The sequence below is a fragment of the Flavobacterium pokkalii genome, from assembly GCF_014596575.1.
In the GTDB taxonomy this organism is placed as follows: domain Bacteria; phylum Bacteroidota; class Bacteroidia; order Flavobacteriales; family Flavobacteriaceae; genus Flavobacterium; species Flavobacterium pokkalii.
In genome coordinates, this window is record NZ_NASZ01000019.1 from 40066 (window position 1) to 64948 (window position 24883).

A 24883-nucleotide genomic window follows, 5' to 3' on the forward strand; every position below is an offset into this window, starting at 1 on the left:
TAATTTTATGAAATATCTTTACCTCATAAAATTCTAAATTTTGACAACAAGTATTTCAAACAACTTTCTTTCAGCAAAAATTAACTCTAAAGGCGCTGAATTATTTTCTTTAAAAACAAATAACCAGGAATACATCTGGGAAGGAAATCCTGATTTTTGGGGTAAACATGCACCTGTTTTATTTCCAATAGTAGGCACATTAAAAAACAACAGCTATCAAATTAACGAGAAAAAACACAAGCTGTCCCGTCACGGATTTGCCCGGGATATGACTTTCGAATTAATTGAAAAAACCGAAAACAGCGCTACTTTTTCCATTCAATCTTCCGAAGAAACCCTTAAAGTTTATCCATTCGAATTTGAATTGCAAATTCAATATTTACTTGAGGAAAAAAAATTAAACACCAGCTATAAAGTCATTAATAAGTCACAATCTCAAATGCCTTTTTCCATTGGAGCGCATCCGGCCTTTGCGTTAAACGGAAATTTTGAAGATTTTGAAATTCAATTCGAAAAAGACGAACCACTTGTCTATTCTTTATTAGAAAATGATTTAATTTCTAATCAGACAAAGACACTCGAAAAACAAAATGGTGTTGTTCCTCTAAATTACAAACTCTTTGAAAATGACGCTTTGATTTTTAAAAATCTAGTTTCCAAAAGTTTAAACATCCTAAAAAATAAAACTCCGCTGCTAAAAGTAGATTTTCAGGGATTTCCACACTTGGGCATTTGGACTAAAAAAGACGCACCATTTCTTTGTATCGAACCTTGGTATGGTTATTCAGACACTAATGATTCAACTGGAAATCTTTTTGAAAAAGAAGGCATTCAACTTTTAGATGCTAATGAAATTTTTCAATCTAATTTTACAATCGAAATAGCTTAAATTTTCACTCAACAAAAACGCTTACAGCAAAATTCTAATGAAAAAAACATTCTTTTTAAGCATACTTTTACTTGCAACCTTTGTTACAAATGCCCAAACTTACATAAAAATCAATGGTTTATCAGCTTTGGTAGCTGTTCCACAAATTGGTATTGAAACCAGTATTGGATCAAAATCAACTTTTAGTGTTGATGTTTTTGCTTCATTTTGGAAATCTTTTGACGGAAAACCAATGCAAGCAGTAATGCTAACACCTGAATACCGCTATCATTTTAAAGAAAAATACAATGGGTTTTATGCAGGAGCTCATGCCGGACCTGACATTTACAAAATTCAAAAATGGAATTATTGGGGAACTAATAAATACGAAGAAGGGCTTGGTTATCGCATTGGTGCCACAATCGGATATCAAAAAAAGATAAACAACAAGTTTGTTTTAGATGCTTTTTTTGGTGGAGGTTGGCATCAGGGCTTTTATAAAGGTTATTATACTGATGGAACTCCCGGAAGATATGAAACAGCAAAACATTACAACAAAAGCGGTGAATGGCTTCCATACAGAGGCGGAATCATGATTTCTTATCAACTAAATTAATCAAATCTGGGCATTGACCTAACATACAATTCTTCGACTTTTTTTCTCGCCCAATCGGTTTTTCTCAAAAAAGTTAAACTCGATTTCACCGTTGGATTATGAGAAAAACAACGAATTGGAATTAATTCAGCCAAAGTATCAAATCCATAATACTCAACTAATTTTTCTACAATTACTTTTAACGTTTTTCCGTGAAGCGGATCATTTGATAGTGGTTTTTCCATAAATACAAAAATAAATCAATTTCGTTAAAACTTTGTGGAGATTTACTAATTGTTTCTACATTTGCATTCATGGTAAAGACAGTCAACATACTTAATAAAAGAGCGCGATTTGATTATGAAATAATCGAAAAATACACGGCAGGAATTGTGCTGGCCGGTACTGAAATCAAATCCATCCGATTAGGAAAAGCCAATATCGCTGAAAGTTTTTGTGAATTCAACGAAAAAAACGAACTCTTTGCTATCAATACTTATATTGAAGAATACGCTTTTGGGAACCAATTTAATCACAAATCCCGAAGTGAAAGAAAACTGCTTTTAAACAAACGCGAATTAAAAAATCTCGCCCGAAGCGTTCAGGCAAAAGGTTTGACTATTATTCCACTGCGTTTATTTACCAACGAAAAAGGAATTGCCAAACTGGAAATCGGACTTTGTAAGGGTAAGAAAAATTACGACAAACGCGAATCTTTAAAAGAGCAGGACACGAAACGAGATTTGGACAGAATCAAAAAAGCTTTTAATTAATTTTAAAAGCCTTTAATTTTTATCTTCTAATAAAGGAACAAAACGAAATTCACCCAATTCATGTTTTTCAAATTGGGTTTCGTTTTTACGAATGAGTAATGTCATAATTTGAATTTCCTCCCCAAGCGGAATAACCAATCGACCGCCAATTTTTAATTGTGCCATCAAGGGTTGCGGAATATAAGGAGCTCCGGCCGTTACAATAATACTGTCAAAAGGGCCGTAAGTTGGCAATCCTTTATAACCATCTCCAAAAGTAAGATGTTTAGGTCTGATTCCTAATTTTGGAAGTAAAACGGAGGTTTGTTTAAACAACTCATTTTGTCTTTCTACACTATAAACCTTTGCTCCCATCATACACAAAACCGCCGTTTGATAACCGGAACCGGTTCCTATTTCCAAAACTTTATGATCCTTTTTAATTTCCAACAACTGTGTTTGAAAAGCAACGGTATAAGGTTGCGAAATAGTCTGACCTGCTCCAATAGGAAAAGCCTTATCCTGATAAGCATAAGCCTCAAAACTGGAGTTCAAAAAAAGGTGTCTCGGGATTTTTTTTATCGCATCAAGAACCCTCAAATCAGTAATCCCCTTTTGTTGCAAAGTGCTTACTAATTGATTGCGAAGTCCTTGATGTTTGGCTGTATCTTTCAATGGTTAGGGTTTATTTTTTTTGTAAAAATAACAGTAAAAATTCCAAAATGCAAAACCCAAAATCCAATTCAATTATACTATTATATTAAATTGAATTTCCTACTTTTGTTAAAAATACATTATCATGCTTAAAGTAGGAGTTTTAGGTGCCGGACATCTGGGGAAAATTCATTTACGTTTATTACAACAATCTGAAAAATACGAGTTAGTTGGTTTTTATGACGAAAATCAGGAATACGCTCAAAAAATCGCTAAAGAATTTGGTTATACTAACTTTACTACCATTGCCAAATTAATTCACGCCGTAGATGTAATTGACATTGTAACTCCCACTCTTTCACACTACAAATGTGCCAGAGCCGCGATAAAATCAGGCAAACACGTTTTTATTGAAAAACCAATTTCCAATACGATTGAAGAAGCCGAAGAAATTATTGCTTTAGCCAATGAATACAATGTAAAAGGACAAGTGGGGCACGTAGAGCGTTTTAATCCTGCTTTTATTGCTACCAAAAACATGATTGAAAATCCAATGTTTATTGAAACACATCGTTTGGCAGAGTTCAATCCTCGCGGGACAGACGTTCCGGTAGTTTTAGACTTAATGATTCACGATATCGATGTGATTTTAAGTGTGGTTAATTCAAAAGTAAAAAACATCAGTGCCAGCGGTGTTTCGGTAATCAGTGAAACTCCGGATATTGCCAATGCGCGAATCGAATTTGAAAATGGTTGTGTAGCCAATTTGACTGCCAGCCGAATTTCGATGAAAAACATGCGCAAAACCCGCTTTTTTCAAAAAGACGCCTATATCTCGGTGGATTTTTTAGAAAAGAAATGTGAGGTAGTAAAAATGAAAGATGCTCCTGAAGTTCCCGGAGATTTTGATATGATTTTGCAAAATGCAGAAGGCGTAAAAAAACAAATCTATTTTTCAAATCCTGACGTAACACAAAACAACGCTATTCTGGACGAATTGGAAACTTTTGCAGATGCTATCAATAATAATACTACTCCGATTGTTACCTTAAATCAGGCAACTGAAGCTTTAAGAGTAGCTTATCAGATTATCGATTGTTTTAAAAAATAATATCCTAAATTAGTTTAAAGTTTAAGGTTTAAAGGTTTTTAAAACTTTAAACCTTAAACTTTTTTAACTTTAAACAAAAAACATGAAAATAGTAGCAGTAATAGGTGCAGGAACTATGGGTAACGGAATTGCGCATACTTTTGCGCAAAATGGTTTTACCGTAAAACTGGTTGATGTTTCCGAAGAAGCTTTGGAAAAAGGCATGAACACTATTTTTACCAACCTCGAAAGAATGCAAAACAAAGGAAGCATTTCTGCCGAAGACAAAATGAAAACCCTTTCCAATGTTATCTGTTACACCGATATAGAAGACGGAATTGTTGGCGCCGATTTAGTCATTGAAGCTGCAACCGAAAATCTGGATTTAAAACTACGTATTTTTAGAAAATTAAACGAATTCTGTTCGCACAACACCATATTTGCCACGAATACTTCTTCGATTTCCATTACCCAAATTGCGGCTGAAGTAGCGCATCCGGAACGCGTGATTGGGATGCATTTTATGAATCCGGTTCCTATGATGCCGTTGGTGGAAGTCATTCGCGGATATAACACGAGTGATGAAGTCACCGAATTTATCATGAATTTGAGTAAAAAATTAGGCAAAACTGCTGTTGAAGTTCATGATTACCCTGGTTTTGTTGCTAATAGAATTTTGATGCCGATGATAAACGAAGCCATTGAAACCCTATACAACAAAGTGGCCGGTGTAAGTGAAATAGACAATGTGATGAAATTGGGTATGGCACATCCAATGGGACCATTGCAATTGGCTGATTTTATTGGCCTTGATGTTTGTCTTTCAATCATGAATGTAATGTATGATGGTTTTAAAAATCCAAAATATGCTCCTTGCCCACTTTTAGTCAATATGGTAAATGCCAAAAAACTGGGTGTAAAATCCGGAGAAGGATTTTATGATTATTCCGAAAGTAAAAAAGCCGAAAAAGTTGCTAATCAGTTTCTTTAAATAATTTTTTTAACAAAAAAATATAAGATGCCAATGTCAATACCTACTAATTTACAGCAAGTAAAATCAACATTGCCTGAAAACGTAACGCTGGTTGCAGTTTCTAAAACCAAACCCGTTTCGGATTTAATGCAGGCTTACGAAGCAGGACAACGCATTTTTGGAGAAAACAAAATCCAGGAAATGGTTGAAAAATGGGAACAAATGCCTAAAGATATTCAATGGCACATGATTGGTCATGTGCAAACGAATAAGGTCAAATTCATGGCACCGTTTGTGAGTTTGATTCATGGCGTGGATAGTTTGAAATTATTACAGGAAATCAACAAACAGGCTCAAAAAAACAACCGTATAATTGATTGCCTGTTGCAAATACACATTGCCGACGAAGAAACAAAATTCGGATTTGACGAAGAAGAACTTGAAATACTTTTAAACTCAATTGAATTTCAGGAAATGAAAAACATTCGTATTTTGGGATTGATGGGAATGGCTACATTTACAGATAATCAGGAAAAAGTAAAACAGGAATTCACACACTTGAAAGCGATTTTTGACAGTATTCAAATGCAGTCAGTTCCAACATTAAACTTTTCTACATTATCCATGGGTATGTCTGGCGATTATAAATTAGCTATCGAATGCGGTAGCAATATGATACGTGTGGGTAGCAGCATTTTTGGAAGTAGATAATATTTAAATTAAGAATAAACGATTATTGATTTCAGTTTTAAACTGGACACTAAAAACCGAACACTGAACACTATTTTGTACGCAATACTAGACATAGAAACTACCGGAGGACAATACAATGAAGAGGGCATTACCGAAATCGCTATTTATAAGTATGACGGTCACCAAATTGTAGATCAATTCATTAGTTTGGTCAATCCTGAAATTCCTATCCAACCGTTTGTGGTCAAATTAACCGGAATTAATAACGCGATGTTGCGTTCGGCTCCAAAATTTTTTGAAGTAGCCAAACGCATTATTGAAATAACCGAAGGTTGCATTTTAGTCGCTCACAATGCCGATTTTGATTATCGAATATTGCGAATAGAATTTCGTCGTTTGGGTTATGATTTTAATGCCAAAACCCTTTGCACGGTTGAATTATCTCAAAAATTATTACCGGAGCAAACATCGCATAGTTTAGGAAAATTGGTTCGTGCTTTAGGAATCCCAATGGCTGACAGACACCGTGCCAGCGGAGACGCTATGGCAACGGTAAAACTGTTCAAAATGCTTTTGGATAAAGATGTTGAAAAAACCATTATCAGCGGTTTGATTAAATCGGAAATCCAAAAAGGAATTGCGCCTAAATTATTAGATATTATCGACAGCCTGCCTTCAAAAACCGGAGTATATTATATTCACAATGAAGAAGGTAAAATTATTTTTATTGGCAAAAGCCGAAATATCAAAAAAAGAGTCAATCAGCATTTTACCGGAATTACCCGAAGTGCTAAAAAAATTCAGAAAGAAGTTTTTACGGTTACCTACGAAGAAACCGGAAACGAACTTATAGCAATGATTAAAGAACTTCAGGAAATCAAGGTTAACAAACCTGTTTACAACCGTTCTTCCCGCAAAGATCGCTTTTCATGGGCTATTTATTCCGAAAAAGACACCGAAGGTTATCTGCAATTGAAATTGCAAAAAACCGATGGCCGCAAAAAAGAAATTCTTTCCTACGCAAATGCCCTGGACGGAAAAAACGCCTTATTTCGCATAACGGCTAATTATCATTTGTGTCAAAAATTAACCGGATTATATGAAACAAAAACCCATTGTTTCCAGCACACCATAAACGAATGTGACGGCGCTTGCATAGGCAAAATTCCTAGTTCGGAATACAATGAAAGAGTGCTCCGGTTTATTGACAAAAACAGTTTTGAAAACAAAAATTTAATCATCATTGACCGCGGCAGAAATACCAGCGAAAGAAGTGCTGTTTTAGTAGAAAATGGTGTTTTTAAAGGTTATGCTTTTTATGATTTGAATTACCAGATTACCAATCCGAATATCCTGAAAAATATTCTGGTTCCTATGGAAAGCAGTCGGGACATTCAACGTCTGATTCAGGCTTACATTAGAAAAAACAAAGCGATAAAAATCATTCATTTTTAAATTACCATTGCATGAGCTTTTTATCAACATATGCACTTTTCAGAAAAAAAGTTTACGTAGTAATTTATCAAACTAACACCAAAGCCGGACGTTTATTTGATTTAATATTACTGGGACTCATTCTTTTCAGTGTCTTGTTGGTAATGATGGAAACGGTTTCAGAATTTAATTTAAAATACCATTCCTATCTAATAACATTCGAATGGATCATTACGATACTGTTTACCATTGAATATATTTTTCGAATTCTTTCCATCAACAAGCCTGTACGCTATATTTTTAGCTTTTACGGAATCATCGATTTACTGGCTATTTTACCAATGTACCTTTCACTGGTAATTACCGGAAGTAATATTTTGACGGTCATCAGAGCGTTACGATTGTTGCGTTTGTTTAAAATTTTGAATAATCCGCAGTTTACCACACAATCTTTAAAACTAAAAAGAGCACTAGAAGCAAGCAAAGGAAAAATTGTCGTTTTTATTTATTTTGTTCTCATCAGCACCATAATTATTGGTTCTACCATGTATCTGATTGAAGGTAAAGAAAGTGGTTTTACCAGTATTCCTACCAGCATTTATTGGACTATTGTAACCTTGACCACTGTAGGTTATGGCGATATTTCACCTCAAACTCCTTTGGGACAATTTATAGCTTCCTTTGTTATGATTATGGGTTATGGCATCATTGCTGTTCCCACCGGAATCGTATCTGCTGAAATCAATAAAATAAATAAAAGTAAAGATGTTACGCCTCAAAATCCCTGCATAAATTGTGATAACACCGATTATCCTGGCAATGCAAAATTTTGTCCTCAATGCGGACATTCATTAGAAAACAATTAAAATGAAACACCTCATTACCATAGTCGGACCTACAGCCATTGGAAAAACAGCTTTGAGTATTCAACTGGCTAATCATTTTAATTGCGAAATTGTTTCCTGCGACAGTCGGCAGTTTTTTAAAGAAATGACTATCGGAACAGCCGTCCCTAATGCTGATGAATTGGCTGCTGCAACACATCATTTTATCCAAAGCAAATCAATTTTTGAAAATTATACCGTAGGCGATTACGAAAAAGAAGCCATTTCTAAAATTGATAGCTTATTCCAATACAATGATTATGTAATTTTGGTCGGAGGTTCGGGCTTATATGTCAATGCGGTTTTGAAGGGTTTTGATGATTTTCCGGACATTGATAGCGCTATTCGTGAAGAAGTTACTGCTAATTATGAAAATTTGGGACTGAATTATTTACAGGAACAACTTCAAAAATTGGATCCAGACTATTTTGAAAAAATCACCAATGAAAATCCGCAAACCTTACTCAATCCGCAACGCATGATGCGATTTGTGGAAGTTTGTTTGGGCACCGGAAAACCTTATTCTTCTTTTTTAAACCAAAAGAAAAACGAGCGTAACTTCACTCCTATTCTCATCGGTTTAGAAGCCGACAGGGAAATGATGTACAACCGCATCAATCTCCGCGTGGACATTATGATGAACGAAGGTTTGCCAAAAGAAGCCGAAAATTTATATCCACACAAAGCATTAAATGCACTTCAAACGGTTGGTTACCGTGAATTATTTGCTTATTTTGACAAAGAATTCACTTTGGAGTTTGCCATTGAAGAAATCAAGAAAAACACCCGTCGTTTTGCAAAACGCCAATTAACCTGGTTCAAACGCGATGAAAACACCAAATGGTTTGATTTTCAAACACCAATAAATAAAATTATTGATTACATTGATTCTCAAACAAAATCATAAATCGTTAATCTGAAATCATAAATTTACATGCCTATTTCTCCTAATTTCACTTCTGTTTTAAGCAAAGATTACGAAATCAACTTTACGCAATGTTTGCCTTCAGGAAGTATAAAATACACCGAATTATGCAACCTTTTGCAACTTACTGCTGCAGAACACGCCGAAATTGGAGGCATCAGCTTTAGCGATATGCAGCAATTTGATCAGGCATGGGTTTTAAGCCGAATGCGGGTTGAAATTACCTCTTTACCCAAATGGAAAGATACTGTGACGGTAAAAACATGGATTAACAGTCTGGAAAATTCCCGTTCGGTACGTGCCATGGAAATGTATTTGAATGGAGAAAAAATTGTAGGCTGCGAAACTTTTTGGGCTGTTTTTAATACCAAAAGCCGTCGTCCGGAACTTTTAAGTTTGACACACGACCATTTCGAACTTTTTCCGGAAGTAAGAGCCACCAAAGAAGGTTTTTCAAAAATTGACATCAATCCCGATAAAGAAGAAGTTTTTGGCAAAACGGTTATTCTGTCTGATTTGGACATTGTCAATCACGTCAATAATGTCAAATATCTGGAATGGTGTATGGATTTGGTTGATGAAAACATCATTTTGAAACAAAAAATCAAAAGTTTTGAAATGAATTTCATGAAGGAACTTTCTCTACGTGATCAGGTAATTATTCATGAAAATGTTGCTGATGAATGCATTGTTTTTAGCATCACTAAAGAAGATAAAAACTGTTATGCATTGCAGATGAATTTGAAGTAAACATATAAAACAAAATGATTAAAATTGAAAAATATAATCAATCAAAAACAATTAAAATAACAACATGCATTTTTGTTATTTTAATATTAGTCTTTATAATTTCAACTTTTGCTAGATATTATTCAACAAAATTAAATCTAACAAACCCTTTAATTCCAAAATATTTGGTCGAAATGTCTATTAGACCATTTTTAAAGAAAGGAATAATATTAATTAGTGGGCTTTTTGGAGTTTTAGCCTTATCATTTCTTAAAAAAAATCTTTTGGCTTTTATCCTTGGACTTATAGTAATAACATATTTTATTTTCTCAAATCACTATATAGGAAGTTGGCATACTCAAATTAACTAATATTCTAAATCTTAAATCTCACTAAAACATTCTTTACTTATATTTGTAAAAATGGAAGAAAGAAATTTATATATAATTGCTGGTTGTAACGGTGCTGGAAAAACCACTGCATCATTTACAATTTTACCAGAAATACTGGATTGTAAAGAATTTGTGAATGCTGATGAAATTGCGAAAGGTCTTTCGCCATTCCAACCTGAAAAAGTAGCATTTGAGGCTGGTAGAATAATGCTTCATCGAATTAATGAACTACTTTTTCAAAACCAAAATTTTGCTTTTGAAACGACACTTGCCACAAGAAGTTACAAAAACAAAATTATTGAAGCTAAAAGCAAAAATTACAACGTCACTTTACTCTTTTTTTGGTTAAAAAATCCTGAATTAGCGATAGAAAGGGTAAAAACAAGAGTTTCTGAAGGTGGTCATAATATCCCAGTTGATGTAATTGAACGTAGATATAGTAAGGGTATTAAAAACTTATTCGAAATTTACATCCCAATTACAGATCAAGTTCTTATCTTTGATAATTCAGAAGGCCAACATAAATTAATTGCTGAAAAATCAAGTAGTGAAGATTTAAACATTCTTAACGAACAGAAGTTTAACGAATTAAAAAAAAACTTATGACACCTGAAGCCAAAATAGAACGTAGAAATAAAATCATAAAGGGACTTGAAAAAGCTTATGAGAAAATGCTTCTTTTCAAAAAAAAACATAAAAGCGAACTTGTAATCATCAAAAATAATAAGATTGTAAAAATAAAAATGTAACACACTTTTGTTATTGAATTTATCTTTTATATCAAAAACACAATTAGATAATTTCAAAAACAATCTTAATTTTTACTAATAAAAAGTTATAAAGCCAGGCTGAATTTTCATGCTTGGCTTTTTTTGTGTTACTTTAATAAAAAAAGAAATCATCGAAAATCTGTTCCAAAATAGCGATTCTGTCCATTTATTAGTCAATGCGCATTCCCAAGAAGATTATTTTACTTTGGATTTATCGGTTTCGAATTCGGATTTAAATAAATTCAACTTAAATAATGTTTCGGCGTTTGAAACCTATCTGGAAGAACAACGAAAAAAAACAGCAGGCAAAATCGCTTTTGGCGGCTATCTTGAAAAACGGAATTTGTACCAAAGAAGTTCCAATTTTAAAAATAAAACTACTCAGGAACGCAACATTCATATAGGTATTGACTTATGGGCAGCAGCCGGAACTGCCGTCATTTGTCCGCTTGATGGCTGTGTGCATAGTTTTAAAAACAATACTTCCACAGGCGATTATGGTCCGACAATTATTTTGAAACATCAAATCAAAAATCAGGAATTTTATACTTTATTCGGACATCTGTCGTTAGAAAGTATAACAAATCTAAAAGTCGGGACGCTTTTTAAAAAAGGACAACAACTGGCAACTTTGGGAAAACCGGAAGTAAATGGCGATTATGCGCCGCATTTGCATTTTCAAATCATCAAAAATATCGGCGATTTTTCAGGTGATTATCCGGGTGTTTGCAGTGAAAATGATTTGGATTTTTACAAAAAAAATTGTCCCAACCCTAATCTGTTATTAAAAATAAAAAAGTAAAATGAAAAAACTGATTCTTATCTTAAGCCTGATTGCAGTAGTAGGATGTAAATCAAAAAAAGCACATCAAAAAGAACCAAAACCGGATGATATTGTAAAATTGGCTTCAAGCCAAATCAATTCAAGTCAGAAAAACAAAGCTTACGAATTAGGCAAACGCGTTTTAATGACCTGTAATACTTCCAAGTTTAAACCGTTTACAAGCAGTGAAGCTACGGCTTCGGTAATTCATAATATTACCATAGATAAACTTTCAAAAACCTGCACGAAATTCAGAATGTGGTATGGCAGTTTTATTGACTTACAACTGGCAGAAGTATATCAAAATAACGAAGATCAAACTACCGTCTATCGATTTAAGGCTTTATATACTAAAAAAGTAGCCAACAAAGAATTGCGTGTTTTTATAAATTCCGAAAATCTGGTTTCAGCCATAAAAACCTCTGATTGGGTTGACCATTTCACCTATAACAAATAAGAGCAGTTAAATATGAAATCAAAATCCACCAACTATTTTTGACCACATTACCATAACAAAAAAACAACTAAATCAGCACTTAAACTCCAATTATTGCCAATTCAATTCGCTTATTTCGATAAATTCCAATGCTGGAATAGCATTTTCAAAGCGGTATTTTTTCCCTTTGGAAGCCAGTTTCCAAAAAAAATCAGCGTCAATCGGATAAGGGATTTTTAAGGACAAAATCCGGTTTTTATCAGGAATTGTTTTCGCAATTCCATAAACGTAATTCATGACATCATAAACGGTAAACTGAAGCTGAAATTCGGCTCGGAGTTCTTCGCTATTTGCTAAACAAACAGTGGAAGTTTCCGTTTCTAAATCCTGAAACGGAACTCCCACTATCTTTTCTAAAGTTTCAAAAACAATACTTTTCATAAGCTTTTGAAAAACAATTGTGATTTTTTATCCAATTTGAAAAATTTCGCCAAATGCCAAAGCCGCTTTATGCACTAAAACCGGCCAGTCTTCGGCTGCATTATCATCGGCGCCATCAGAGATATATTTTAGACATAAAAACGGTATTTTCTCTTTCATCGCAATGGTTGCAATTGCATAAGCTTCCATATCCACAACGTCATACTTGGTTTCAGTATGTCCCATTTCAAAATTATCGCCGGTTCCGCAAATTCCGAGGGGAAATGGCTCCATTTGCAATCCATACTGCAAAACAGACGGAATATTAGTATATGGCGTTACATAACGTTCATAACCCAATCCGCTCACATCCATGTCACGCTGTACAAACTGAGTACAACACACCACATCACCCTTTTTAAAAGCACTACTTCCTGCCGAACCCAAATTAACAATTAAATCCGGTTTTTTTTGATGAATGGCTTTCGTCAATTCATAAGTTGCATTTACTTTTCCTACTCCTACAAACAAGGTATTTTGTTCGTTAAATACCTCAGCTGCTTCCATTTCTAAAGCAAAGACAAACAGTATGTTTTCTATTTGAAATTGATAGTTTTGATTAATTGTTATCACGTATTTTAATTATTTTATCAATCTGTTAAATTAAAAATGCAAAATTACAAATTATAAACCGTACTCCGGAATATTAAAAATTTGAACTAAAAAAAGCCATCAATGAGTAATCAAAGATGGCTTTGGGTGTTGTAGTCTACAAAACTTATTTTTTCATTTTAGCTTTGATAGCATTTTTCTCTGCTGTCATTTCTAAAGCTCCGTACACTCCCGAAAGTGTCTTAGCTATATCCTGATTCTCAGGATCTAACTCGTATGCTTTTTTCAAATAAGGCAAAGTACTTCTAAATAGGTCTTCTCTTTTCTTTTTCAAAACATCGTAACGTTTCATTTCTTTATCAGAAGTCCCTAATTTATTCATCTCTTCAATAAGTGGTTTTTCATTTTGTAATTTCAAAACCGCTAAATTGATGTAAGCGTTAATATAATCCGGTTTTAATTCAATTGCTCTTTTATAATACTTCTCAGCTTCTTCATTACTGTTATTATTCGAAGCGATAACTCCTAAATTATAAACTAATCCGGCATCATTTGGATTTTTAGCCAATACTTCGGTTATAATTTCTTTGTACTTATCAAAATCTTTGGTTTGCAAATACAAATTTGCTTCAGTCAATTTTAAAGATGAATCATCCGGATTTGCTTTTACAGCATCAGCTACTGCTTTTTTAGCCTCAGCAATCTGACCTTTTTCAACCAAAATCAAAGCCATATTTTTGTAGATTTCACCTCTTTTTGAAGGAATTTCTTCTGTTCTTGGCTTTTCGTGAGTTCCTAATTTAACCGCTCTGTCTCTTTCAGCAGCAGAAGCAAAACCTACTTCCTGTCCGTTAACTTTGCTTACCGCTAAATATTCAGTTCCTTTTCCTGAATAATTTAGTTTTTTCAACTCCGAATACAATTCCATTGCTTTATCATAATCTTTAGCACTTACATAAGTAGAAGCCGCATAATAAAGATTGATTGTATCATTTCTATCTAACAAATAAGCTTCGTATAACTTTTGAGCCCCTTCGATATTATTATTTGCCTTAGTTGCCTCAACTCCGCTATTAATCAACATACCTTTGATTCGGGTAATTGAGGTAGCTGCCTGAGCAGAATACTTCGCTTTTCCGGAAGCTTTTTCGTTAGCAATTAATTCTTTATAAGTATCTGCCGCTAATTTCATATTAGCATCAGTATCTACTTTTTTCTCCACAAAATCCATGTAGGCATTTCCTTTTAAGAAAAGAGCCTGTGCTTTTTCTTCTTCAGAAGCATTAGCTATTAATGGTTCAGCTGCTTTTAAAACTGCCAAAACTTCTTTCATATCACCTGCTTTAGCTGCTTTATCTGCCGCTCTTAATTCTTTTTTCTGTGCAAAAGTTGCCACAGACAATAATAAAGCCGATGATAACATTATAAATTTACTATTCATAATTGTTCTTTTTTAATATTTATAATTTTTATTTTGATTCTAAATTTATGCTTCATCGTCGTCATCGGAATCATCAGCTTCATCATCAGGAGCCTCATCTTCCTCTTCGTCGTCTTCGTCTTCAGTTGAGCCATCATCTTCTAAAACCTCTAAAACAGGTTTCACTCTTTCGATAGATTCCCCTTGAACCACATTACCTTCTTCATCTACAACCACTTCTTCCTCATCGTCTTTCATAACTTTAGCAACTGCCGCAATAGAATCGTTTCCTTTCAGGTTAATTAATTTAACCCCCTGAGTAGCACGTCCCATTACTCTTAAATCTTCAATTGCCATTCTGATTGTCAATCCGGATTTGTTGATAATCATCAAATCATCCGCATCGGTAACCGCAGAAATAGAAATCAAACTTCCTGTTTTTTCGGTAATGTTAAGCGTTTTAACACCTTTTCCTCCACGGTTTGTAATTCTGTAAACATCAACACCATCATCTTCAACTAATTTGGTACGTTTACCGTATCCGTTTTCAGTAACAACCAAAATTTGAGAATCGCTTATCGCATCTTTATCCACAGTAACCATACCAATTACCTCATCCGATTCATCTTTTAAGCTAATTCCGCGTACCCCCGAAGCAGTTCTTCCCATCGGACGGGTTTTAGTTTCTTCAAAACGAACTAACTTACCAGATTTAACAGCGATGATAATTTGGCTTTCTCCGTTTGTCAATTCAGCACCAATTAATTCATCTCCTTCTTTAATAGTAATAGCAGCAACACCATTAGCTCTTGGTTTAGAATATTTCTCCAAAGAAGTTTTCTTAACCTGCCCTTGTTTAGTAACCATTACTAAGTTATGTGTCTTAATATAATCCTGATCTTTTAAATCCTGAGTACAAATAAAAGCTTTTACTTTATCGTCACTTTCGATATTAATCAAATTCTGGATTGCTCTACCCTTAGCGGTTTTAGTTCCTTCCGGAATTTCATAAACACGCATCCAGAAACATTTTCCTTTTTGGGTAAAGAACATCATATATTGGTGGTTTGTAGCCACAAACATGTGCTCTAAGAAATCCTGATCTCTGGTTCCGGCACTTTTTTGACCAACACCACCTCTGTTCTGCGTTTTGTATTCCGATAAATTCGTACGTTTGATATAACCGGCATGTGAAATAGTAATTACCACATTTTCATCGGCAATTAAATCCTCGATACTTACATCTCCGCCTGAATATTCAATAGAAGAACGACGCTCATCACCGTATTTATCACGGATTTCGATTAATTCTTCTTTAATTAAATCGGTTCTTAAATTTACGTCGGCTAATAAAGCTTTCAAATGATCAATTAACTTCATCAACTCCTCATATTCCGCACGTAATTTATCCTGCTCCAGACCTGTTAACTGACGCAAACGCATCTCAACAATCGCACGAGCCTGAATATCGGTCAATTTAAATCTTTCGATTAATTTTTCACGGGCTTCTTCGGTATTTTTCGAACCTCTGATTAACGCAATTACTTCGTCAATATTATCCGAAGCAATAATCAATCCTTCTAAAATATGCGCTCTTTCTTCGGCTTTACGCAATTCAAATTGTGTTCGGCGAATTACCACATCGTGACGGTGCTCTACGAAATAATGAATCAAGTCTTTTAGATTCAACATTTGCGGACGACCTTTCACTAATGCAATATTGTTTACACTGAAAGAAGATTGTAATTGTGTAAACTTAAACAAGGTATTCAAAACTACATTTGGCGTAGCATCACGTTTCAAAATATAAACGATACGCATACCATTTCGATCCGATTCGTCACGAATATTTACAATTCCTTCAATCTTTTTCTCGTTAACTAAATCAGCAGTACGTTTAATCATATCTGCTTTGTTAACCTGATAAGGAATTTCAGTAACTATAATACATTCTCTGCCGTCAACTTCTTCAAAATTAACTTTAGCACGCATAACCACACGTCCTCTTCCTGTTTTGAAAGCTTCACGAACACCTTCATAACCATAAATCACACCTCCGGTCGGGAAATCAGGTGCTTTAATATGAGTCATTAACTCATCGATTTCAATATCATTATTATCGATATAAGCCAAGGTTCCGTTTACAACCTCAGTAAGGTTATGAGGAGGCATATTAGTTGCCATACCTACTGCAATTCCTGTTGCTCCGTTTACTAATAAAGTAGGAACACGCGTAGGCATTACTTTTGGTTCATATAAAGTATCGTCAAAGTTCAATTGGAAATCAACCGTTTCTTTTTCGATATCCGCCAGAATTTCTTCTGAAATCTTTTTCATTCTGGCCTCGGTATAACGCATCGCTGCCGGACTATCGCCATCCACAGAACCAAAGTTCCCCTGACCATCAATTAACAAATAACGCATACTCCACTCCTGTGCCATACGCACCATAGTGTCATATACCGAAGTATCTCCGTGTGGGTGGTACTTTCCTAAAACCTCCCCAACAATTCTTGCTGATTTTTTATGAGCAGATCTTGAAGTTACTCCTAAATCATACATCCCATAAAGTACTCTTCGATGTACCGGCTTCAAACCATCTCTAACATCAGGAAGTGCTCTGGATACAATTACCGACATTGAATAATCAATGTAAGCTGATTTCATTTCATCTTCTATGTTAATAGGAATTAACTTTTCTCCTTCAGACATAAGTTGTTATATTAATTAATTATTTTCGTTTCAAAACGTGCCAATATACGGATTTTTGAAATTTTTAAAAGCTTTTCCTCGTACTAATTTCAAAGATTTATTAACAAACAAAGCTCCACTTTTGTTTACTATTTTAAAGAAAAAAACAAGCGTTTTTCTCATTTTTTTCGTCAATTAGCTGACATAAGTACTTAGGTATGGTTTTTGTTTTTCAATTAACAATTCACTAAATTTACAATACTAGAAATAAAAATTATGGATGACAATTTTTCACCAAGAGTAAAAGATGTTATTACCTACAGTAAAGAAGAAGCTTTACGACTAGGTCATGACTTCATTGGGACAGAACACCTGATGCTTGGTATCCTTAGAGATGGTAATGGTAAAGCAATACAAATATTAAACAACCTGTCTATAGACCTGGATCATTTACGCAGAAAGGTAGAAATCCTAAGCCCTGCAATCCCGGGAATAGATAGTAATTTAGAAAAGAAAAACCTGCATTTGACACGCCAGGCGGAGCGCGCTTTAAAAACAACCTTTCTGGAAGCTAAGGTTTTCCAAAGCCCTTCAGTAAGTACCGCTCACCTGTTACTATGTATTTTAAGAAACGAAAATGACCCTACAACCAAGCTACTCAATAAACTAAAAATAGATTATGACGTAGCCAAAGAACAATATTTGAATATGACACCAAACGAAGAAGAATTCTTAGAAAACTTACCAAGAGCTACAGACTCTTACAACGACGATTTAGGACAAGATGACAGTTTAAAAGAAGGCAGTTTCAACAATCCTGCTAATAAGTCTAATAAAAAATCGAAAACACCGGTTTTAGACAATTTTGGTAGAGATTTAACCGAAATGGCCGAAGAAGGAAAACTGGATCCTGTGGTGGGGCGCGAAAAAGAAATTGAACGTGTTTGCCAAATTTTAAGCCGTCGCAAAAAAAACAATCCTTTATTAATAGGAGAACCGGGAGTGGGTAAATCAGCTATTGCCGAAGGTTTAGCTTTGCGTATTATCCAAAAGAAAGTTTCCCGTATTTTATTCAACAAACGCGTAGTTACTTTGGATCTGGCCAGCTTAGTTGCCGGAACCAAATACAGAGGACAGTTTGAAGAACGTATGAAAGCCGTGATGAACGAATTAGAAAAAAATGACGACATCATTCTTTTTATTGACGAAATTCACACTATTGTGGGTGCTGGCGGAGCTACAGGTTCACTTGACGCTTCAAACATGTTTAAACCAGCCTTGGCCAGAGGCGAAATCCAATGTATTGGTGCCACAACTCTTGATGAGTACAGACAATATATTGAAAAAGACGGTGCCTTAGAAAGACGTTTTCAAAAAATCATTGTTGAACCTACTTCTGTAGAAGAAACAATTACTATTCTGAACAATGTTAAAAATAAATACGAAGACCATCACAATGTAACTTATACTCCGGAAGCTATTGAAGCCTGTGTAAAACTAACCAACCGATATATGTCGGAGCGTTTTTTACCAGACAAAGCTATTGATGCTATGGACGAAGCTGGTTCTCGTGTACACATTACCAACATTGAAGTTCCTAAGAAAATATTAGACTTAGAGCGTCAATTAGAAGACATCAGAGAATTAAAAAACGCTGTTGTTAAAAAACAAAAATACGAGGAAGCCGCTAAACTTAGAGATGATGAAAAACGTCTTGAAAAAGACTTAGCTGTTGCGCAAGAACAATGGGAAGAAGATGCTAAAAGTAACCGAATCCAAGTAACGGAAGACAATGTTGCCGATGTAGTTTCGATGATGACCGGAATTCCTGTAAATCGTATCGCACAAACAGAAAGCAATAAATTAGCTAAACTACCGGAACTTATCGAAAGTAAAGTTATTGGTCAAAAAGAAGCCGTAATCAAAATTGCCCGTTCTATCCAAAGAAACCGTGCGGGATTAAAAGATCCTAATCGTCCAATTGGTTCGTTTATTTTCTTAGGTCAAACAGGAGTTGGAAAAACCCAATTAGCGAAAGTTTTAGCCAAAGAATTATTCGATTCTGAAGACGCTTTAGTTCGAATTGACATGAGCGAATACATGGAGAAATTTGCCATCTCTCGTTTAATTGGAGCGCCTCCGGGATACGTAGGCTACGAAGAAGGGGGACAATTGACTGAAAAAGTTCGCAGAAAACCGTATGCGGTAGTTCTTTTAGATGAGATTGAAAAAGCACATCCGGACGTATTTAACATGTTGTTACAAGTATTAGACGACGGATTCTTAACAGACAGTTTAGGTAGAAAAATCGACTTTAAAAACACCATTATCATCATGACTTCTAACGTAGGAGCCAGACAATTAAAAGATTTTGGTCAGGGAGTTGGTTTTGGAACTGCTGCCAAAGTAGCTCAGGCTGATGACAATTCGAAAAGCATCATTGAAAACGCTTTGAAGAAAACTTTTGCACCTGAATTCTTAAACCGAATTGACGATGTAATTGTATTCAACGCTTTAGAAAAACACGATATTGATTTAATTATCGAAATCGAATTGAAAAAATTATACGCCCGAATTGCAGATTTAGGCTATATTTTAAAATTATCTGATAAAGCCAAAGCTTTCATCGCCGACAAAGGTTTCGACAAACAATTTGGAGCCAGACCTCTAAAAAGAGCCATCCAAAAATATGTTGAAGACGCTTTAGCCGAAGAAATCATTACTTCGAAAATTGCCGCCGGAGACGAAATTTTTATGGATATCGAAGACGGTTCACAAGAATTAAGTGTAAAAATTAACAAAGCAGGAGAAACAACTAATCTATAACAAACTGCTATCCTTTTTATTAATAAACCCGTTACGTTTTCACAACCTAACGGGTTTATTTATGATTAATATTAAAAAACATGGAAGACAAAAATAACATCTACTCTATATCTGCTTTTATTAATTTATTAGGATTTTCTAGTCACTTAGAAATTTCAAGTTATGATGTTAGAACTAAAATTGGAAAAGAAGCAATTGAAAGATTAAAAATACTAGAAGAAGCATTAGATTTAACTGAAACAGCTCAATCTAAAAACCCACAATTTTTCCCTAAATCTTTTCGTATTTCCAGATTTAATGACGCATTAATTCTAGGAATGGACATTGAATCTGAATTTTTACCAGCAATCGGAAAACCAGACCAAGGACAAACATTTGGACCACTAAATAGATTACTCACCAAAAAATCTAAATCATCAGAAGAAATCGAGAATCACTTTTCAAATTTATCTTTTGAATTATGTCAATTTATTGGTATAGTATCTAGAATTCATAATTATATCAATGATAAAGAATCACAAATACACATGCCCGGTTGTCGTTCGGTCATATCTTCTGGTATGAGATATAAGTTCATCAGAAATAAAGATAAAAAAGAAGATTATTTTTCAGCTAATTTTAGCTTCTCAAATGCTTACAAAGTAAATGAAATGGGAAGCAAATATGGTTTTGAAGGTAATAAATGTTATTTAGAAAACAATGTAGCAAAAATTGCAGGAGGTAATTCCTATTGCAAACGTGCTATTGGACTACTTAAATTCATTTATGATAAAGACATCGATGATGTTTTTAACGGAAAAGCCGAAAAACCTTTTTCAAATTACGCAAAATACACAATCTCAAATTTAAACGAAGTAATACTGTTTAGAAAGAAATATTATTTTAGAGAAATCGATACAATACCCGGCGGTAATTTACAACTGTTTCCAGAGATTATTAATTTAATCGAAAATGAGAGCTATCTAAACGATAGTTTTTCAGAAGGTTTTTTTAGGATTCTTAAAAAATAACACACCCGAACTTGAAACAATTAACAAAACAATATACCCTTTCTTTTTAAACACACATATACCGTTAATTGATGATTTAAATGAAGTTTTAGAAACCCTAAAAAAAACTGAATAATAAAATTTTCTAATAAAACCCGTTACGTTTTCATAACCTAACGGGTTTATTCTTTTAACACAATTTCCTTTCTTTTCAATAACAAATAACTACTTTTGACGTTTATAAAAATCCCATCACCTCAATAAAAAGCAAAATGAATAAAGTAATAGTTGGTAGCGAAGAATGGTGCTCTTTTCCAGAATTAGGCATTCCAATCATTAAAGCCAGAGTCGATTCAGGAGCTAAAACTTCTGCCTTGCATGCTATCAATATTGCTCCGTTCACCAAAAATGATTCTAACTGGGTTAAATTTGACATTAACCCAATACAAAACAATTCCAAAACCATTATCCATTGCGAAGCTCCTTTGATTGACAAAAGAGTCGTAAAAAGCTCCAGTGGATTTCGCGAACAGCGCTTTGTTATCCAAACCAATTTAAAAATTGGCGAATCAAGCTGGCCAATAGAAATGACTCTGACCAACAGAGACACGATGGGATTCCGAATGCTGCTAGGGCGCGAAGCCATGAGCGGAAGGATTCTGGTTGATCCGGAACAACAATTTTTACTTGGACAACCTACTAACGACAATCTTAAAGAGATTTATAAAAATTCAGAAAAAGCGCCAAGCGGCTTGCGTATTGGTTTATTAGCCAGCAATCCTGAATTGTACAGCAACAAACGAATTATGGAAGCCGGCGAAATGCGCGGTCATGAAATGCATTTTCTAAACATCAAAGAATGCTACATCAAACTGGATGCAAAAAAACCGGAAATCCATTATCGTGGCGGGAAAATTCTGAATCAATTTGACGCTATTATTCCTCGAATTCGTCCGAGCATTACTTTTTACGGCTGCTCCTTAACGCGTCAATTTGAAGCACTGAATGTCTTTTGCTTAAATTCATCAACCGCCATAACCCAATCCAGAGATAAACTTTTTTCCCTGCAATTATTACTGCAAAGCGGAATCGGAATCCCAACCACCGGATTTGCCAATTCTCCGCTGGACACCGACGATTTGATAAAAATGGTAGGCGGTTCTCCGCTAATCATCAAATTACTGGAAGGTACTCAGGGTAAGGGAGTCGTTTTAGCCGAAACCAAAAAAGCCGCCGAAAGCGTTATCAATGCTTTCAAAAGTTTAAATGCCAACATTCTGGTTCAGGAATTCATCAAAGAAGCCAACGGAAAAGATATTCGCTGTTTTGTAATCGACGGAAAAGTCGTTGCCTCTATTCAGCGTGAAGCCATGCCGGGAGAATTCAGAGCGAACATTCATCTTGGCGGAACTGCTTCGGTGATTAAAGCTACTTCTGAAGAAAAGAAAATTGCCATTAAAGCCGCCAAAGCGATGGATTTAAAAGTAGCCGGTGTGGATATTATTCGCTCTTCAAAAGGACCTTTGTTATTAGAAGTAAATTCCTCCCCGGGACTGGAAGGAATCGAAACAGCAACTCACAAAGATATTGCCGGAGAAATGATTAAAGCGATTGAAAAAAACTTTAAATTAGAATCTAATGCTAAGCCGAAAGAACTATAAAAGCAATTGAAAATAACGCTAAAACAAGTCCGAAGTAATTCAGCTTTGATAATTTTTCTTTAAAAGCAATCACTCCTACCAAACTTCCTAACAAAATTACTCCCATATTCATCCCTGCAAAAACAGTGGATGGATGGGAGGAATATATTTGATGCGCTTTTAAATAAAACAAAATATTCCCAAAGTTAAAGCAACCAACAAAGAAACCAAAAAACAAATTTTTAGCTTCAAAACCAATTCCTAATCGTAGTTTTTCATACAACACCACTGCAAACATTAAAAACAACGCAATTCCAAAAACCACCAATAACGAAGTGGTATAAGGAACCGCTGTAAAAGCCGCTACTTTTTTGAATAAAATATCAATTAAACCAAAGCCTAAAAAAACCAAAACCGGATATTTTAAACCTCTGTTTTGATTTTCGGATGTTTTATTCAAAACACAAAATAAAGCCGCAAAACCAATTCCGATTCCGATAAGTTTTACCAACACAAACTGTTCCCCGAAAAGCAACCAGGCTGCCAAAATAGACACAAACAAAGACAATCTTTGAGCCGCATCGGTTTTTACAATTCCAATATTTTTAATTGAAGCAATCAAAAACATAAAAACCACGGGCAACAAAATTCCTAAGCCGAGATACAGAAAAATTGGAATTTCATTATTTAAAGCTGTTACTTCAGGAGAAAAAACCAAAAGACAAAACACAAGTGCAAAAACATAGTTAAACAACACAATCTGCTTCGCATTGGTTTCCTTATTTCGGGCAATTTTAAAAATCACACCTACCGAAACACTGCAAATCACACTCAATATCAAATACAACATCAGACTAATTTTAGATAAAAAAAACAAAAGCCATTCTGTCGAATGGCTTTAGATTTTTTTTTATTTTACAGGAAAATTTTCAACAGATAATAACAAATAGCAGCCAAAAGTGCCGAGATAGGAATTGTTAAAATCCAGGCCCAGATTAAACTCACCGTTACTCCCCAGCGAACCGCCGAAACACGTTTAGTTAACCCAACACCAATAATAGAACCTGTAATGGTATGCGTAGTACTTACCGGAATTTTTAAGTGCTCTGTAAAATACAAAGTTAAAGCTCCGGCGGTTTCTGCAGCAACTCCTTCAAAAGAAGTTACTTTAGTAATCTTAGACCCCATTGTTTTTACAATTTTCCAACCACCACTTAAAGTTCCTGCTGCAATTGCCGAATAACAGGCTAATGGAATCCATTCCGGCATAATTCCTGGTGTATCTCCATCCGGTAAAGCCACCTGCAACCAGCTTGGCATATCTTCCAAAACAACGCCTTCTTTATTAATGTAAACAATTACTGCTGCCGCAATAATCCCCATTACTTTTTGAGAATCATTTCCTCCATGCCCTAAACTGAAAGCCGCAGAAGAAAGTAATTGCATTTTTTTAAGAATTGACTCCGATTGATTATAGTTTAAACTACTAAAAAACAAACAAAAAGTACTTACCGATAACACAATAAAACCTACCAAAAACCATTTGATATTATGAGGTTCTAAAGCCACACTCCAAAAATGAGATTCAAATCTTGGTTTTTCTATTTCGGTCTCTACCATGTGAGCAACAAACCAAACAGTTAAAACCATCAAAGCGGCTGTAAAAATCTTAGGATAAATACTTTTTCCTGCTGAATGCAATAACCAAATCGAAATTAAATAAGAAGCAATCGCTCCTACTAATGGCGCCAAAACAATAAAAGCAATAATGATTATTACTCCTGTTGGCAATCCGCCTGGTTTTCCGGGATCGTACCAGTTTACAATATTATACCAATGTCTGGTAATAGTTACCCCGTCTTCAACCACCGTATAATCTGAAAAACCGTGCATATAAATAGCGTGAGCCACAGCTGCACCGGCAAATCCACCGATTAATGTATGAGAAGAACTCGATGGAATTCCTAACCACCAGGTTAATAAATTCCAGCAAATAGCCGCAATTACACCCGCTAAAATAACGACTAAATTAATATCAATCGTATGCGCTGTCTTTGCCACGGTATCTGCTACTCCAAAACCAAAAACCCAGTAAGCTAAAAAATTAAAAAAAGCAGCCCAAACCACTGCTTGAAACGGAGTCAGTACTTTTGTCGCAACTACTGTTGCAATAGCATTAGCCGCATCATGAAAACCATTTATGTAATCAAAAATAAGTGCTAAAACTATAATTGTAATAAGTAAAGCCATACCTTTTTATTTCAAAA

General features: G+C 34.8%; 26 protein-coding genes. 18 read left to right on the forward strand and 8 right to left on the reverse strand.

The annotated features are described in order from the left end of the window. Window positions 1–40: 40 nt before the first annotated feature. Complete coding sequence (locus B6A10_RS12025; protein ID WP_188221070.1) at window positions 41–889, forward strand: aldose 1-epimerase family protein; 849 nt, start codon at window positions 41–43, stop codon at window positions 887–889. A gap of 37 nt (window positions 890–926) precedes the next feature. After that, window positions 927–1484, forward strand: a complete 558-nt coding sequence (locus tag B6A10_RS12030; protein ID WP_188221071.1) for a DUF3575 domain-containing protein — start codon at window positions 927–929, stop codon at window positions 1482–1484. Here the strand turns inward: B6A10_RS12030 and B6A10_RS12035 are convergent. Then, entirely contained in the window at window positions 1481–1708 is a 228-nt protein-coding gene (locus B6A10_RS12035) for a VF530 family protein (protein ID WP_055092672.1), read from the reverse strand. The two genes, B6A10_RS12030 and B6A10_RS12035, sit on opposite strands and share 4 nt — an antisense overlap. A 69-nt stretch (window positions 1709–1777) precedes the next feature. Here B6A10_RS12035 and smpB point away from each other — a divergent pair, with 69 nt between their 5' ends. Continuing rightward, the gene (gene smpB / locus B6A10_RS12040) at window positions 1778–2236 is read left to right on the forward strand and encodes an SsrA-binding protein SmpB (protein WP_026715480.1); all 459 of its coding nucleotides are present in this window, start codon (window positions 1778–1780) and stop codon (window positions 2234–2236) included. Window positions 2237–2248: 12 nt separating this feature from the next. Here smpB and B6A10_RS12045 read toward each other — a convergent pair whose 3' ends face one another. Then, window positions 2249–2890, reverse strand: coding sequence for a protein-L-isoaspartate(D-aspartate) O-methyltransferase (locus B6A10_RS12045; protein ID WP_055092674.1), 642 nt, complete (start codon window positions 2888–2890; stop codon window positions 2249–2251). Between the two features lie 124 nt (window positions 2891–3014). On the opposite strand from B6A10_RS12045, the gene B6A10_RS12050 reads away from it, so the two are divergent. The 12 genes from B6A10_RS12050 (at window position 3015) to B6A10_RS12105 (ending at window position 12039) form a co-directional block, all read left to right on the forward strand. Further along, complete coding sequence (locus B6A10_RS12050) at window positions 3015–3980, forward strand: Gfo/Idh/MocA family oxidoreductase (RefSeq protein ID WP_188221072.1); 966 nt, start codon at window positions 3015–3017, stop codon at window positions 3978–3980. Between the two features lie 82 nt (window positions 3981–4062). Further along, complete coding sequence (locus tag B6A10_RS12055) at window positions 4063–4950, forward strand: 3-hydroxyacyl-CoA dehydrogenase family protein (RefSeq protein WP_055092678.1); 888 nt, start codon at window positions 4063–4065, stop codon at window positions 4948–4950. Window positions 4951–4983: 33 nt separating this feature from the next. After that, entirely contained in the window at window positions 4984–5643 is a 660-nt protein-coding gene (locus tag B6A10_RS12060; protein ID WP_055092987.1) for a YggS family pyridoxal phosphate-dependent enzyme, read from the forward strand. 75 nt (window positions 5644–5718) lie between these two features. Then, complete coding sequence (locus tag B6A10_RS12065) at window positions 5719–7080, forward strand: exonuclease domain-containing protein (protein ID WP_055092680.1); 1362 nt, start codon at window positions 5719–5721, stop codon at window positions 7078–7080. Window positions 7081–7091: 11 nt separating this feature from the next. After that, window positions 7092–7925 carry an ion transporter gene (locus B6A10_RS12070; protein ID WP_055092682.1) on the forward strand — a complete coding sequence of 278 codons (834 nt, stop codon included), beginning with the start codon at window positions 7092–7094 and terminating at the stop codon, window positions 7923–7925. 1 nt (window position 7926) lies between these two features. Then, window positions 7927–8850 (forward strand): tRNA (adenosine(37)-N6)-dimethylallyltransferase MiaA, encoded by a 924-nt coding sequence (miaA, locus tag B6A10_RS12075; protein ID WP_188221073.1) that lies wholly within the window; start codon window positions 7927–7929, stop codon window positions 8848–8850. A 27-nt stretch (window positions 8851–8877) separates the two neighbouring features. After that, window positions 8878–9618 carry an acyl-[acyl-carrier-protein] thioesterase gene (locus B6A10_RS12080; RefSeq protein WP_188221074.1) on the forward strand — a complete coding sequence of 247 codons (741 nt, stop codon included), beginning with the start codon at window positions 8878–8880 and terminating at the stop codon, window positions 9616–9618. Window positions 9619–9632: 14 nt separating this feature from the next. Continuing rightward, window positions 9633–9968: a hypothetical protein gene (locus tag B6A10_RS12085; RefSeq protein WP_188221075.1), complete on the forward strand. Its 336-nt coding sequence runs from the start codon at window positions 9633–9635 to the stop codon at window positions 9966–9968. 51 nt (window positions 9969–10019) lie between these two features. Continuing rightward, complete coding sequence (locus tag B6A10_RS12090; protein WP_188221076.1) at window positions 10020–10595, forward strand: zeta toxin family protein; 576 nt, start codon at window positions 10020–10022, stop codon at window positions 10593–10595. Continuing rightward, the gene (locus B6A10_RS12095) at window positions 10592–10738 is read left to right on the forward strand and encodes a hypothetical protein (RefSeq protein WP_188221077.1); all 147 of its coding nucleotides are present in this window, start codon (window positions 10592–10594) and stop codon (window positions 10736–10738) included. Before B6A10_RS12090 ends, B6A10_RS12095 begins: the two co-directional genes overlap by 4 nt. Before the next feature lie 109 nt (window positions 10739–10847). Next, window positions 10848–11561: a peptidoglycan DD-metalloendopeptidase family protein gene (locus B6A10_RS12100; RefSeq protein WP_188221078.1), complete on the forward strand. Its 714-nt coding sequence runs from the start codon at window positions 10848–10850 to the stop codon at window positions 11559–11561. A gap of 1 nt (window position 11562) precedes the next feature. Then, the gene (locus B6A10_RS12105) at window positions 11563–12039 is read left to right on the forward strand and encodes a hypothetical protein (RefSeq protein WP_188221079.1); all 477 of its coding nucleotides are present in this window, start codon (window positions 11563–11565) and stop codon (window positions 12037–12039) included. Between the two features lie 90 nt (window positions 12040–12129). Here the strand turns inward: B6A10_RS12105 and B6A10_RS12110 are convergent, their stop codons facing one another. From B6A10_RS12110 to gyrA, 4 genes are all read right to left on the reverse strand, one after another. Continuing rightward, window positions 12130–12459: a hypothetical protein gene (locus B6A10_RS12110; protein ID WP_188221080.1), complete on the reverse strand. Its 330-nt coding sequence runs from the start codon at window positions 12457–12459 to the stop codon at window positions 12130–12132. 27 nt (window positions 12460–12486) lie between these two features. Continuing rightward, window positions 12487–13071, reverse strand: coding sequence for a 5'-methylthioadenosine/S-adenosylhomocysteine nucleosidase family protein (locus tag B6A10_RS12115; RefSeq protein WP_317172036.1), 585 nt, complete (start codon window positions 13069–13071; stop codon window positions 12487–12489). Between the two features lie 145 nt (window positions 13072–13216). Then, complete coding sequence (locus B6A10_RS12120) at window positions 13217–14491, reverse strand: tetratricopeptide repeat protein (RefSeq protein ID WP_055092700.1); 1275 nt, start codon at window positions 14489–14491, stop codon at window positions 13217–13219. Between the two features lie 45 nt (window positions 14492–14536). Then, window positions 14537–17182 (reverse strand): DNA gyrase subunit A, encoded by a 2646-nt coding sequence (gene gyrA / locus B6A10_RS12125; protein WP_188221081.1) that lies wholly within the window; start codon window positions 17180–17182, stop codon window positions 14537–14539. 255 nt (window positions 17183–17437) lie between these two features. Between gyrA and B6A10_RS12130 the strand changes: the two genes are divergently transcribed. The 3 genes from B6A10_RS12130 to rimK all read left to right on the forward strand — a co-directional run bounded on the left by B6A10_RS12130 (window position 17438) and on the right by rimK (window position 22637). After that, window positions 17438–19987, forward strand: a complete 2550-nt coding sequence (locus B6A10_RS12130) for an ATP-dependent Clp protease ATP-binding subunit (RefSeq protein WP_188221082.1) — start codon at window positions 17438–17440, stop codon at window positions 19985–19987. A gap of 80 nt (window positions 19988–20067) precedes the next feature. Next, window positions 20068–20997, forward strand: a complete 930-nt coding sequence (locus B6A10_RS12135; protein ID WP_188221083.1) for a hypothetical protein — start codon at window positions 20068–20070, stop codon at window positions 20995–20997. A 251-nt stretch (window positions 20998–21248) separates the two neighbouring features. Continuing rightward, window positions 21249–22637 (forward strand): 30S ribosomal protein S6--L-glutamate ligase, encoded by a 1389-nt coding sequence (gene rimK / locus B6A10_RS12140; RefSeq protein ID WP_055092706.1) that lies wholly within the window; start codon window positions 21249–21251, stop codon window positions 22635–22637. Here rimK and B6A10_RS12145 read toward each other — a convergent pair. Beyond that, window positions 22618–23466 carry a DMT family transporter gene (locus tag B6A10_RS12145; protein WP_188221084.1) on the reverse strand — a complete coding sequence of 283 codons (849 nt, stop codon included), beginning with the start codon at window positions 23464–23466 and terminating at the stop codon, window positions 22618–22620. The two genes, rimK and B6A10_RS12145, sit on opposite strands and share 20 nt — an antisense overlap. A gap of 65 nt (window positions 23467–23531) precedes the next feature. Further along, window positions 23532–24866: an inorganic phosphate transporter gene (locus B6A10_RS12150; RefSeq protein WP_055092708.1), complete on the reverse strand. Its 1335-nt coding sequence runs from the start codon at window positions 24864–24866 to the stop codon at window positions 23532–23534. Between the last annotated feature and the right edge of the window lie 17 nt (window positions 24867–24883).